At 55.9% G+C, this 12,926-nt stretch carries 14 protein-coding genes; 6 read left to right on the top strand and 8 right to left on the bottom strand.

The features are described from left to right. Positions 1 to 2: 2 nt before the first annotated feature. The gene (locus IPI71_03810; protein ID QQR71635.1) at positions 3 to 206 is read left to right on the top strand and encodes a hypothetical protein; all 204 of its coding nucleotides are present in this window, start codon (positions 3 to 5) and stop codon (positions 204 to 206) included. A gap of 295 nt (positions 207 to 501) precedes the next feature. Here IPI71_03810 and IPI71_03805 read toward each other — a convergent pair whose 3' ends face one another. Next, complete coding sequence (locus IPI71_03805; protein QQR71634.1) at positions 502 to 978, bottom strand: peptidylprolyl isomerase; 477 nt, start codon at positions 976 to 978, stop codon at positions 502 to 504. A 119-nt stretch (positions 979 to 1,097) separates the two neighbouring features. Between IPI71_03805 and IPI71_03800 the strand changes: the two genes are divergently transcribed. After that, entirely contained in the window at positions 1,098 to 1,586 is a 489-nt protein-coding gene (locus tag IPI71_03800) for a GTP-binding protein (GenBank protein ID QQR71633.1), read from the top strand. A 36-nt stretch (positions 1,587 to 1,622) separates the two neighbouring features. On the opposite strand, the gene IPI71_03795 is transcribed toward IPI71_03800, so the two are convergent. Then, positions 1,623 to 2,126: a flavodoxin domain-containing protein gene (locus IPI71_03795; GenBank protein QQR71632.1), complete on the bottom strand. Its 504-nt coding sequence runs from the start codon at positions 2,124 to 2,126 to the stop codon at positions 1,623 to 1,625. 120 nt (positions 2,127 to 2,246) lie between these two features. On the opposite strand from IPI71_03795, the gene IPI71_03790 reads away from it, so the two are divergent. Then, entirely contained in the window at positions 2,247 to 2,729 is a 483-nt protein-coding gene (locus IPI71_03790; protein ID QQR71631.1) for a DUF2124 domain-containing protein, read from the top strand. A gap of 256 nt (positions 2,730 to 2,985) precedes the next feature. Here IPI71_03790 and frhB read toward each other — a convergent pair whose 3' ends face one another. From frhB to frhA, 4 genes are read right to left on the bottom strand one after another with little or no spacing between them, the layout of a single operon-like run. Beyond that, positions 2,986 to 3,861, bottom strand: a complete 876-nt coding sequence (gene frhB, locus IPI71_03785; protein QQR71630.1) for a coenzyme F420 hydrogenase subunit beta — start codon at positions 3,859 to 3,861, stop codon at positions 2,986 to 2,988. A gap of 10 nt (positions 3,862 to 3,871) precedes the next feature. Next, positions 3,872 to 4,756 (bottom strand): coenzyme F420 hydrogenase subunit gamma, encoded by an 885-nt coding sequence (gene frhG, locus IPI71_03780; protein ID QQR71629.1) that lies wholly within the window; start codon positions 4,754 to 4,756, stop codon positions 3,872 to 3,874. Continuing rightward, positions 4,677 to 5,216: a coenzyme F420-reducing hydrogenase, FrhD protein gene (gene frhD, locus IPI71_03775; GenBank protein QQR71628.1), complete on the bottom strand. Its 540-nt coding sequence runs from the start codon at positions 5,214 to 5,216 to the stop codon at positions 4,677 to 4,679. Before frhD ends, frhG begins: the two co-directional genes overlap by 80 nt. A gap of 10 nt (positions 5,217 to 5,226) precedes the next feature. Further along, positions 5,227 to 6,594 (bottom strand): coenzyme F420 hydrogenase subunit alpha, encoded by a 1,368-nt coding sequence (gene frhA, locus IPI71_03770; protein ID QQR71627.1) that lies wholly within the window; start codon positions 6,592 to 6,594, stop codon positions 5,227 to 5,229. 431 nt (positions 6,595 to 7,025) lie between these two features. On the opposite strand from frhA, the gene IPI71_03765 reads away from it, so the two are divergent. Then, positions 7,026 to 7,181 (top strand): hypothetical protein, encoded by a 156-nt coding sequence (locus tag IPI71_03765; protein QQR71626.1) that lies wholly within the window; start codon positions 7,026 to 7,028, stop codon positions 7,179 to 7,181. Further along, on the top strand, positions 7,163 to 7,927 hold the full coding sequence (locus IPI71_03760; GenBank protein ID QQR71625.1) for a hypothetical protein: 765 nt from the start codon (positions 7,163 to 7,165) through the stop codon (positions 7,925 to 7,927). The genes IPI71_03765 and IPI71_03760 overlap by 19 nt, the downstream gene beginning before the upstream one ends. 454 nt (positions 7,928 to 8,381) lie before the next feature. Here the strand turns inward: IPI71_03760 and IPI71_03755 are convergent, their stop codons facing one another. After that, positions 8,382 to 9,344, bottom strand: coding sequence for a GTP cyclohydrolase I FolE2 (locus IPI71_03755; protein QQR71932.1), 963 nt, complete (start codon positions 9,342 to 9,344; stop codon positions 8,382 to 8,384). A gap of 134 nt (positions 9,345 to 9,478) precedes the next feature. Between IPI71_03755 and ilvC the strand changes: the two genes are divergently transcribed. Then, positions 9,479 to 10,468 (top strand): ketol-acid reductoisomerase, encoded by a 990-nt coding sequence (gene ilvC / locus IPI71_03750; protein QQR71931.1) that lies wholly within the window; start codon positions 9,479 to 9,481, stop codon positions 10,466 to 10,468. Between the two features lie 334 nt (positions 10,469 to 10,802). Here ilvC and purL read toward each other — a convergent pair whose 3' ends face one another. Then, positions 10,803 to 12,875 carry a phosphoribosylformylglycinamidine synthase subunit PurL gene (purL, locus tag IPI71_03745; protein QQR71624.1) on the bottom strand — a complete coding sequence of 691 codons (2,073 nt, stop codon included), beginning with the start codon at positions 12,873 to 12,875 and terminating at the stop codon, positions 10,803 to 10,805. Between the last annotated feature and the right edge of the window lie 51 nt (positions 12,876 to 12,926).

Below are 12,926 nucleotides of genomic sequence, written 5' to 3'. Positions count from 1 at the left end.
TCGTGCTTGAATCAACCATCGATGATGATCCCGAAAACATCCTGAATGCCTACAAGAATCGTGACCGTGCAGAGAAGTTCATCCGGGACCTCAAAGAAGGAGCCGGCCCGGCCGATCCGGCACTGGTCCAAACACGCGGTGATCGGGTGCGTGTTGATCGTTTTCCTCACCAAAGTCCTGGTGAGTTTGACACAACTTTTCTGTAAAGATCCCGTCGTGAAAAATCTGAAAGTCCTCAAAAATTATCTCACGAATTTGACACTTACGATCATATACCCTTCTTTTGGGTATCCTGTCAAGATCATTTCCAACTTCTCCCCAGAAATACGCCCAATTCTTGGAGATTTTATCAAGAGATATGGTAGCCTGGAGGCGCCAAATCACTGGTAAATTGCTTCTGGCGAATTGGGTTAAGTCGTTTAAATTTGATGGAAGTACTGAAAAGTGGCGAAGTTAGGCAGAGAAGACAGATTCTTCCCCAAAAAAGAGAAACAGGTAAAATCAGACCACGGATGCCACGACAATCTTTACCGGTGTCAGCGGGCGGTCCCCCTTTCCCGTCCTGACCTTCCCGATGGAATCGACGACATCCATCCCACCGACCACCCTGCCGAAGACGGGGTGGTTGCGGTCGAGGTAATTGTTGTCCACCAGGTTGATGAAGAACTGGCTTCCCCCGGTGTTCGGACCTGCGTTGGCCATGGAGATGGTCCCCCGGTTGTTGCGATTTGCCGGGGTAAACTCATCCCTGATCACGTAGCCGGGTCCGCCTGTCCCGGTACCGGTCGGGTCGCCGCCCTGGATCATGAATCCATCGATGACCCTGTGAAAGATGACGCCGTCATAAAACCCTTTCTTCACCAGCGATTCGAAGTTGCCGGCAGTGACCGGCATATCCGCGTAAAGTTCGATCTCGATCGTGCCCAGGGTGGTCTCCAGCCGTACACGGTTTCCGGCAGGATGGTGTGCTTCAGACATACCAACAGGGTGTACGTGCGTGAGAATAAAACCGATGAATGGCCCGCAGGGAGCGGGTGTCCCGGTACCTGGCGGCTGAAAACGGAACCATTAAAAAAGTTCGGGGGAAAATTCTGGCAATGGATCCCACGCGATTGAAGATCGTGGTCTTCGGGTCGTTCCATGCCGGGAAATCAACGTTCGTCCAGGCCATCGATCCCGGCAGCCGCCACGTGGAAGCGAATTGTTCTGACGGGACCACCACGGTTGCCCTCGATTTCGGAAAGATTGAAATTGACGGCAGGGTGGTATACCTCTACGGTACACCCGGACAGGAACGGTTCGAGTTCGTCCGGGAGATAATCGCCCATGGGATGGATGCGGCAGTGCTGATGGTTGACTGTACCTGCGGCCCCGATACATTCACAAAACACCTCTACCAGCATTTGAAAGAGAGGGGTGTTCCGCTCTCGGTCATGCTCAACAAGTGCGATCTCGCGGATGCCTGTCCTGCCAGGGTACGGCAGGAGCTTGACGGCGCGGTAACCTACGAAATATCGGCCAGGAACCCTGGGAGCTCGCGGGAGGCGCTGGGACAGTTCGTGGCAACGATCGGCAGGAAACGGTGAAACGGGATCGCCCCTCACCCGCGCACCCGCCGCGGGTCAGCAGAACAGGAGTGTAGGAAGGGTTCCGGCCCACTTTTTTATCTCATCGGCATCGCGGAAATCTCCGGGAACCGTTCCGGTAAGCCTGATAATCGCCCGGTCTGCAACTGTCATATGGTCCGGGTCAAGCTTCCCGGCAAAGTAGCCTGCGGATACGGGAGAAAGAAAGGGCTTCACCGAGGAGGCGAGTGCGCCATCGGCTGCACCGAGGTGGCCGGCGGTCCGGTCCCGAAGCGTAAAGCCGGCTGAAAAGACGGCCACCGGGCGCGATCGGAGGGAGTACCTGAACCGGCTAACGAACTCCCGCGCTTCAACAAGCCACTTTCCCATGTAGAGCGGGCTCCCGATGACCACGGCATCGTACCCGGCAGGGTCGCCCGCATCCGTTACAGGCGAGAGGGTCACTTCGTACCCTGCTTCCCGAAGCACATCGGCGATAATTGTGGCAATGTCCCGGGTTGAACCGTACCGGGTGGCATAACAGACGAGGATTCGTTCCATGAAAAGATCAAATTAACCTTGTAGGCGCTGGTATCTTAATATTTGAGAACCTCCTTATTCTCATTCCCGGTATTCCGGCCTGCTGCCGGAACGCGGGGATGGTTGTTACCGGTGTCTGTTATGAAACAAAAAGAGGTATTCCAGGGTGTTCCCGGCATGCTCCGGCCGTTCAAAGAGTACCTGGAGAAGAAGGGGTTGAAAGCCGGAGACCAGGTTGTGTACTACGGCTGCCCGGGCACCTGCACCCCGTTCGTCGAACTTCTCGGGTTTGCCACGCGTGGCATGAACCTTGAACAGGTATTCGTGCCCTACGTAGATGAATCAAAAGCGCAGAAACTGAAACTGGTTTCCGATATCGGCATGCAGGCTGCGGGTGCGGTGGAGATATCATCTCCGAAAGCAGTCGTGGTCATGGGCGGCCTTGCCATGCCGAATGTCCCGGTGACCCTGGAGCAGGTGAAAGCGGCGGTTGAAAAATACCATGATGCGGCCCTCGTCGGCATCTGTTTCATGAAGATGTTTGAGAAGGGAGGGTGGCTGAAAGCCATGGAATTTGACCTGCTGATCGATGCCACGATCGATCCGGTTGATGTCTGGAAATGAATTAAAAATCCTCAATTACCCTTTTTCTTTTCCAGTAGAAGGCCATACGCCATTTCTCTCTATGCAGGAAATTGTTCCGTTCGTGTCAGAGCGCTCCCGGTGCCATGCGAGCGCCTCCTGTCGTTTCCGTGGATGACAGGAGGGCAGAGTGGAGGAATGCAAAGACCACTCCCCGGTGAGCCTGGCATATCTGATCAAGGTGGCCCGGAATGCGGGATCTGCCGGGATTATAAAAAAAAGAGGGTCAGGGTATTTTTCAGGGCTTGATATACGGGTTGCGCAGCGCCTTGTTCACGCCGAACCTGGCCCGCTCCTCGACGGTCTTTTGGTTCTTGGTGATCTTCTCGTTGGCGAGCTTGGAGACGAGCTCGAGCCCGGGCTTGACCTGCTCGATGGGCTTGGTCTCGAAGCAGCCGGCAGCGATGGCCTTTGACCAGATATCATCGCCCTTCCTGGTCCGTACAAATACCGTGCTCCAGCCGTCCGGGCTCCCGACCGACCCGGTGGAGACATCGGCCAGGTTTGCCACGTAGTCAAGGCAGACATGGCATCCCGGCTGCTCGTACTTGTGGGTGACCTTGAGCGGCAGCTGGACGACCTGTCCCCGTGCACCGTATACCCAGAACTTGCCCTTGCCGATATCTATCTTCTTGACCGACTCGAGCTTCATGCCGGCATGGTCCTCGACGAGCTGCTTGATGCTCTGGTACGGGAAGTTCTCCATGCAGAAGATCCCGATCGCAAGTGCGATCTTGTCATCGACATCGCGGAGGCCTACAGGATAAAGCTGTCCCTTCCGCACGGCCTGCATCTGGCAGGGGGTCCCGACGATACCGATCCTGTCGAGGCCGAAGCTCCTGGTTGCCTCCTTGATCCAGGACACCTGCGGGCTGATGTTGTACCGCGTCCCGGGGGTCGCCATGAGTTCTTCGACCGAAGTGGCGATGAACGGCCGGGGTCTCCACGGTTCATCACTTGGTCCGGCAACAATCGCCCCGTCAATGATACCCTCTTCGAGGGCATACTTGAAGAGCTGGGTGACGATTCCGCCATCCTGAGCTTTCTTCAGGATATCCTTGTCGGTGGAGCGTGCGGACACGCAGAGTTTGTACTTACCGAGTTCAGTTCCCATTTCTGTCACCTCACTTGAGCGCTCCGGCAATGAGCTCCGTGATGCCCTCGAATTCTGTGATGACATCGAAGTTGAAGAAGCTCCTCGGGCACTGGGCGTAACAGGCGCCGCACTTGATGCACATCTCGCGGTTCACGTTCGGCTTGCCGTACTCGTGGGTAATGGCCCGGACCGGGCATGCCGCAGCGCAGCTTCCGCACCCAATGCAGAGGCCCTGGTTAACGACGTCGTACATCAGGTCGCAGCCGCAGGCTTCGGTGCCGCGCTCGGCAAGCTGCATCAGCGGGGCAAGGTATTTCTTGGCCAGCTCCTGCTGCTCCTTGTTACCTTTGAGGAGCAGGTAGGCCATCACGCAGACGTTCCGAATGAGCTGCGGGCAGGGTGCGCACCCCGGGATATAGACATCGACCTTGATGAGGTCCCCGATCGGCAGGTACGATTCGTGCTGCGGCTGGTTTTGCACACCTCCGCGCCCGAACCTGGTGATATTGCCGTAACAGGCGCATCCGCCAACAGCTACTACAACGGCAGCCTTCTCCCTGGTCTCCCTGATCTCCTGTACCGATATTTTATCCTGAATACAGACCGATCCCTCGACAAGCGCCACGTCCATCTTGGGTATATGCCTGACGTCCGCGAGGGTCAGGCCATAGACGAGGTCGGCATATTTGTCAAGAATGGTGAGTAATCCCTCGGCGTTGTCAGCCAGGGATACGAGACAGCCCGTACACCCGCTCATGTGCACGTGGCCAACTGTGATCTTTTCTGCCACAGGCTTTTCCTCCTTTTTTGTAATTTCAGCCTTTTTTTCAACCTCAGCTTTCGCCGGCGCATCTTTCTTCGTCGGCTCCGTGCTGATACTCTTCTTTCCGAAGATTCGTGATAGCAGTCCCATAGTCCACCCCAATCAGTTCCAGTACGAACCGTACCGTTGTGGGTATCGCCTTTTGGACCTCTTCCGAGAGTCCTATTTCATACTCAGGGGCAGTAACTCGCTTCGGCTGGCACCCGATAACCGTGATATCGATATCATCCTTGATACGCTGCAGCGGTTCGGTTAAATCCCAGGAATGGGCGTCGCGATAGCTGCCAGGAGGCAGGTCTTCGACCCTGAATGTCGCCAGTTCACCCGGATTTGCGCCGAAATCGGCGATATCGATGATGATCAGCCGTCTCGTCACTTCCGGGTTGAGCAGGGTGAAGATGAAATGGGGGCCGCCAAGACCCGCATCCACTACCTTGACATTATCCGGAAGGTTGAGGGAAGAGAGCTCTTCTACCACGGCAGGACCAAACCCGTCATCGGCGAACAGGGGATTTCCGCACCCTGTGATTACGATCTCGCTGAATGCCATCCGGTTACGCTCACTGAATCAGCTTCTGGGCGACTATCCTCTTGTCGTCATCGACCACGATCATGTGGGTGGCACAGGAGACGCACGGGTCGTATCCACGGACGATGACTTCCGCAAGCTGCCAGGGGGCGCCAGTGAGCGCGCGGCTGCAGGTCGGGAAGTTCCAGGTGGTCGGCACCAGCATCTCGTACCAGAGCACACGTCCGTCCTTGACCTTCGCCAGGTGGACGTCACAGCCACGGGGGGCCTCATTTGCCGCCCAGCCCAGTGAACCGTCACCCTGGGGGATGTAGTCTGCCAGTACTTTCCCGGATGGGTTGTATTCATCGAGGGCGTTGATGATGGTGTAAAGACAATCGGGGAGTTCCATCGATCGGGCAATCTGCTGGCCGATAGTCCCTTTCTCGTCGTAGTTCTTGAACTGGACCATGCGTGCCCGGGGTCCTACCTCCACGGGTGCCCCGTCATACAGCGGGACACCGGTACATGCCTCCATCTGGGGGTTGGCCTTGGTTCCCACGGGGGATGTCCCACCAATCGGGTAGCTTGGGTCTGCCAGGCTTACTTCAACCTCGCCCATGTACCAGTCCCAGGGCCGGACATCGGTCCAGCGCTGGGGGTCCCAGCCCGGATTTTCATCGAGGTTGGTACTGCCATACATCGGGTGGGCAGCCATGTATCCCTGGTTGTGGTACCCGAGGTCTTTCGGGATCGGGATCTGTTTTCCACCGACATCGGTCCAGTCACGCCTCTGGAAGTTGCGGAGGACAGCAATCATGAACTCCATCTGTTCAATGGCCAGTGGCAGGCCTTCCTTTGCAAGGTCGTACATCTTCTGGACAGCACGGGGGGTGCATGCCTTGTACAATCCGCCGACACGGGGGTTGCTGGGATGGACTGCTTCCCCTCCCGCGATCTCGCCGATGGTCTGGCCGATCTCGCGCAGCCTGACTATCCGCTTTGCATGGCTCCTGACCGGCTCTTCAGCGGAGAACGGGTTGATCTTCTTGTCGGTTCCCGGTATGTACATGTCAGGGAGGGTCAGGATGTTGTGCAGGGCATGACTGTGCAGACGGTTTGCACACTGCAGCACAATGCGGAGGAGCTTAGCATCGCGGGGGATCTCACAGCGGATGGAGCCCTCCATGCTCTCGATCCCTGCAAGGGTATGGGCGATGGGGCAGATACCACAGACGCGGGATGCGATCTTTGGCACCTGGTCCATCGTCTTGTTGATGGCGAGCTTCTCCACACCCCTGACCGGAGTGATGGAAAGCCAGTCACCCCGTTCGATGATGCCCGCATCATCGACCTTTAATACGAGCTTGGAGTGTCCTTCATGTCTCGTGGTTGGGGAAATCTCTACAACTTTCGACAATATTATCGCCTCATTTTATTGAGTTGTTCATTTGACGGTACCGGTGTTAATCCACACAACTCATCTCGAAAGATGATTGACCGTACAGAGTACGTTCATCCTACTTTTTACCACATACTATATATGGACTGCGTAGTAACCTGACTTCGCCAGAAGAAGGATGAGAAGGTAGTGTTTATATAATTTCATGCAAAAAAACACAGCCTTCTCATTAGGTAATATAGCATTAATCGATAAAATTGATTCGGAGACCAACTTTTTCGCATCAGTTCTTGGCGGAGTTGGTGGTCGAAGCAAGTCATTCATACCATCCGTAAACTCTCATCAGCAACAAACTCAATCAATCGGTATCGATCAATAAGATTCTGGACTTTACCCCCGACGAACTTCTCAAGACACTGGGGTTTGAAGATACAATTTCAGACCGGAGTTTGTATCGGACTCTGGAACGACTGGGAGAAAGAAAGTCGATTGTTCTTGACCAGTTTCAACGCTGGATCTCCCAGCAGAGCCTCGTGGATCCAACCCAGTTCGTGGACTTCAGTTCGAGTTACTTTGAGGGGACAAAATGTCCGCTGGGGAGTTAGGGTATTCCCGGGACAATCAGCCAGGGAAACTCCAGATCGCATTTGGGATCAGTGTCGGCCTCAATAACATACCGACGATGCTGACCATCCAGAAAGGAAATGTTCAGGATAAAAAGCATATGCAGATGCTGATCCGGTTATGCTCGAGCGTTCTTCCTGAAGGCAGTCTTCTGGTGTTTGACTGTGGAGGGAATACCCAGGATAACAAACGAAGGATCCGCGATCTGAAGTTCCATTATTTGACCCTGAAAGCAAAGAAGAAAGGACCATACCGGAACGAGATAACGATCTACCATGCCAGGAAAGAAAGCCAGGTTTCATTCGTTTCTGGCAACCGGGTCTATTCATGTGTCAAATATCGGGATGGCGAAGAAGTCCGGTACATATTTTTCTGTGACGACCTGGCCTGTGACCAGTTGACGAAGAAAGCAAGGAAACTTGAGAAAGACCTGGAGAAGGGGAAGGTTCTCACAAAGAAGGTTGAACGCGGAAAAGATCTCGGCCAGTATATCGCTCCTGAGGGTTGGATCATCGCCCGTGGTCATCTCCAGAAGATCATTGGCGATATCCCCAACCCCTATGTAACCGGTCTTGAAGGTTTCTTCGTGCTTGAATCAACCATCGATGATGATCCCGAAAACATCCTGAATGCCTACAAGAATCGTGACCGTGCAGAGAAGTTCATCCGGGACCTCAAAGAAGGAGCCGAGCCCGGCCGATCCGGCACTGGTCCAAACACGCGGTGATCGGGTGCGTGTTGATCGTTTTCCTCACCAAAGTCCTGGTGAGTTTGACACAACTTTTCTGTAAAGATCCCGTCGTGAAAAATCTGAAAGTCCTCAAAAATTATCTCACGAATTTGACACTTACGATCATATACCCTTCTTTTGGGTATCCTGTCAAGATCATTTCCAACTTCTCCCCAGAAATACGCCCAATTCTTGGAGATTTTATCAAGAGATATGGTAGCCTGGAGGCGCCAAATCACTGGTAAATTGCTTCTGGCGAATTGGGTTAAGTCGTTTAAATTTGATGGAAGTACTGAAAAGTGGCGAAGTTAGGTAGTAATCCGGCCCAATTTGACGCCAAATGCCGGAATAAATATTATTATATGGCAAAAAGGGTGGGAAAAGGGGAATTATCCCCTACCATTCGTGCAAAATGCGGGGAGAATGAATAGGTCCTGAAAAAAAAGAGCGGTTAACCTTCGACTGCTGTTAAGTTCAATTCGTCCTGCTCGCTCCTGAGTTCGACGAAGAGTTCTGCCATCGTTGCCTGCCGCTCTGCATAGGCATCGTGCTGGTGGATACTCTCTTCGTTGGTCTGCTTGATGGTGATGAGGGAATCGCCCGGGAGTTCCTTGAACTCGGTGATTACTTTCTTGGCAATCTCCCTGACGCAGTCTTCAACAAACCGGGGGTTCTTATGGGCGGACAACACCACGTAGCTCTCATCACCGCGCTTGAGCAGTTCGTAGATGCTCGCGCTCATGGACTCCTTGAGGATACGGATGATCTTTTCCAGCTTGACATGCTGGTCGTCGTCGATTTCTATGGAAAGGAACCCCCTGCCCCGCTGGTTGTGGGTTGCCATCGGCACATCCTTCAGGAACGCGGTGATTTTGTCGTTCTCGACCCCGAGGTTCTGCAGGACGTAGACTGCCCGTTCCTTCATGATATCCTGGGCACACGGGCAGGCGGTCATGCCGATGACTTCCGCACCTATGCTCTTTCTCACGATGGGTTCGCGGAACGTCCGGCGCGCCACCGCGCTGGCGTGGACCTTGACGACCTCATGGCAGCTGGTCAGGGATACCGGCGTCTCCCGCTTTACCATGAACTGGCTGTCCATCACCACTTCGGTCCGATCGGCATACTCGTGCCGGTCAAGGAGTTTGCGTGCCACGACGCTGCAGAGGTTCTCAATCTCTTTTACATCGCCATCTATGGCCTGCTGCAACACCTCATCGATGACCTCAAAGTTCCGGGAAAGGTTTGCTCCCTTGAGGGAGCCGGGAAGGTCAACATAGACATCAAAGTTAGAGATGAAAATGACCGGCCTCTTCTCGGGTCGGGACACCTCAACCAGTTTCTTGACGTTCTTGACACCTACGCGGGTGAGGTTGATCCGTACAGCGGGGGTTGTTGACTGTATATCGGGCAGTTCGCGTCCAGTCTTCCTGTTTATCTGAGGGGAAATATTGCATCGCTCCCGTGCGGTTTATACCGGGTGTGTCATGAATTTTTTCTATAAAATATTTAAGTGCTCTGTTAGCTATAGCTGATGGAAGCGACATGATAAAAAAATACTACGAATCAGACGCCGATCTCTCTGTTTTCGATGGTAAGAGGATAGCGGTGATCGGGTACGGCTCGCAGGGACGGGGACAGGCCCTCAACCTGAAGGAGAGCGGGCTTGACGTGGTCATCGGTGTCCGGCCCGGGAAGAGCTGGTCTGCTGCCAGTGCCGACGGATTCAAGGTCTACCCGGTTGCAGAAGCGGTCAAGATGGCTCAGGTGGTTCAGATCCTCCTCCCGGATGAGACCCAGGCCGGCGTCTACCGGACCGAGATCCGGCCCCATATGACCGAGAACAAGTGCCTCATGTTCTCCCACGGGTTCAACATCCACTTTGGCCAGATCGTCCCTCCACCCGATATCGATGTGGTCATGGTTGCCCCGAAGGGCCCCGGAGCGCTCGTGCGCCGCATGTACGAGGAAGGCAGAGGAGTCCCGGCCCTCATCGCCGTTCACCAGAATTATTCCGGGAATGCCCATGCCCTGGCCCTCGGGTACGCAAAGGGGATCGGAGCGACGAGGGCGGTGGTCCTCGAGACAAGCTTCCGGGAAGAGACCGAGACCGACCTGTTCGGGGAGCAGGCGGTCCTCTGTGGAGGGATAACCTCCCTGATCAAAGCCGGTTTTGAGATCCTGGTAGAGGCCGGGTATGCACCGGAGATGGCATACCTCGAAGTGCTCCACGAGACCAAGTTGATCGTTGATCTCATATACGAAGGCGGATTCACAAAAATGCGGAGCGCGGTCTCCAACACCGCCCAGTACGGAGACCTCACCCGCGGCCCCCGGGTCATTGGCCCTGAGGTTTACCTCGCCATGCAGGAGATCCTCGGGGAGATCCAGAGCGGCGAGTTTGCGCGGGAATGGATGCTCGAGAACCTGGTGAACCGGCCGGTATTCACCGCGCTGACCCGTGCGGATGAAGAGCACCTCATCGAGAATGTCGGCAGGGAAGTCCGGGACCTTATGCCCCAGTTCCAGAAAAAATAACCGGGCTGGATCCCGGGTAAAACGACTTTTTTAAATGGAAATGGCTCTGCCATTTTCATGCCTTACGCCCGACCGCACGGCGGTCACCGTGGCCGGTATGTAAACCGCATCCGCGGTTTTTACCCCCCGGGGCATGGTTACCCGACCGTCCCATATGCGTGTTTCATCCTGTATGCACCTGCCTTAACCAGGGGTCCATGGTGGTTTTCTTATGGTACAATGAAACCCGGTATTGTGGTCAGGACATGGGGGGGAGTCCTGCGGGGAACGGTTTTTTCAAACGGCCTTCATATACCCCTCATGTTCCGCGGCGTGCCAGGGCCCGGGGGGAGCTTCAGCCCCGCATGATCCGGGTCAGCGATGAGCATGCGAGCTCAATTTCATCCCGGTCGATCATGATGCGGCACCCTGCACCGCTGATGTCGAAGCCCCCCGGAGTGACCTCGCCGATCTTCCGGAAAGGGATGCCCAAGAGATCCTTTTCGTCATGGTATGCGATGAGGAATCTCCCGTAGGTCTCGGAAAAGAGCTCCTGGAGCGGCAAGCCTCCAATCTCTACCCGGGCACCGGGGCAGAACGTGGCCAGTGCGGCCGCAAGGCCACCCTGCGAAAGGTCTGTTACCGCAAGGTCGGAACGGGCATTGACGAGTGCCCTGATCTGCACGGCAAGGCCCGGGTCTGCCCGGGGCGGCGGAGACCCACAGCAGCCGGTGAGGACATCGAGGACCGATCCTCCAAAGTGCTCACCAGCGGTTCCGGCCAGGGCAAGCAACATCCCCTCATGCGGCACCGTCCGGGGCCGGGGCCGTGCGCGGCCGACCATCCCGATTGAGGGTGTGGGTTTGATCTGGGTCCCCAACTCATCGCTCTCGTTATAGAGGGAGACATTGCCGCCCACGATGGGGATCCCCATCGCCCGTGCCATGTCGCCCATCCCCCGGACACACTCGGCGATCTGCCAGGATATCTCCGGGTGAACCGGGCTTGCGAAGTTGAGGCAGTTAACGATGCAGAGCGGTTCTGCTCCAACGCAGGCGAGGTTCGCGGCATTCTCATACACCGCATTCGCGGTCCCGTCACTGGGGGAAAGGAAAATGTGGCGGGGGTTGCACCCACAGGAGAGAGCAAGCCCCTCATCATCGAGCCGGAGCAAAGCAGCATCCCCTGCCACCGCCACGGTCCGCAACTGCACATCATGGTCATACTGCCCGCTCACCCATGCCCGGGACGCCACTTCGGGATGGGAGAGGACCGAGAGGAAGAGGTCCCTGAGGGGGGCTTTGGGCGGAACAAATGGTCGGACGGCATCGTACGGGCACTGGGGCCAGGTGCATTCCGGGGCATCGCCACAGAGGAAGTCGATGGGGAGGTCGCATACCGTGCGGCCATGGAACCTGACGATATACCGGGGTTCGGCAATTACTTCTCCGACATCGCTCCACATGAGGTCGTACTTCTCTGCGATCTCTCCCATCAGGGGGACGTCGCCAGGGGCGACTTCGATCATCATCCGCTCCTGGCTCTCCGCAAGCATGATCTCGACCGGCCGCATGTTCGGCTCTCGCAGATGGACCCGGTCAGCGTGGATGAGTCCGCCAAAGGTGCTGCACATCTCACTCGACGCACCGGCCAGCCCAGCCGCCCCGAGATCGCGGCAGGAACAGACTTTTCCAGTACCGGCCATCTCGAGGATGGCTTCGATCAGGAGCTGCTCGGTAAAAGGGTCGCCGATCTGAACGTTCGACCGCTCCTGCGCCCCGGAGTCCTCGGCAAGATCGCGGGAGGCGAACGAAGCACCTCCAAGCCCGTCCCGCCCGGTGGTAGCTCCTATCAACAACAGGTGGTTTCCCGGCTGCTTCGCCCTGCCAGTGATGAACCGGGAAGGATCGACGATCCCGATGCATACCACGTTGACCAGGGGGTTTCCATCATAGCTGCTGTCGAAGGCAAGGTCTCCCCTCACCACCGGGACTCCAATACAGTTACCATACCCCCCTATCCCTGCAACGACATTTTCTAGGAGGTACCGGTTCTTTTCCTTGTCGAGCGGACCGAAGTAGAGCGGATCCATGAGCGCTATCGGTCGCGCACCCATGGAGAGGACATCCCGGACGATCCCGCCCACACCGGTCGCCGCACCGTTGTATGGGTCAATATAACTCGGGTGGTTGTGGCTCTCCATGCCCACCGCAAGCGCATGATGGTCCGTGAACCGGACAATGGCCGCATCGTCGCCAGGTCCGAGAAGGACGTTTTTTCCGGTAGTGGGCAGAGTCTTTAACAGGCGCCTGGTTGACCGGTAACTGCAGTGCTCACTCCATAGATTCTCGAATGCGGCTATCTCCACATCGGTTGGTTCCCGCCGGAGCTTCTGCCGGATCTGGTTTAAATCGTCGGCCGATAACATGCGTGAGAAATCTCTCTCATGATACCTTAAATTTCCATCGCGGAGTTCATT

This window comes from Methanolinea sp. (assembly GCA_016699325.1).
Lineage (GTDB): Archaea > Halobacteriota > Methanomicrobia > Methanomicrobiales > Methanospirillaceae > UBA9949.
This window is presented reverse-complemented; position numbering and strand designations above follow the sequence as displayed.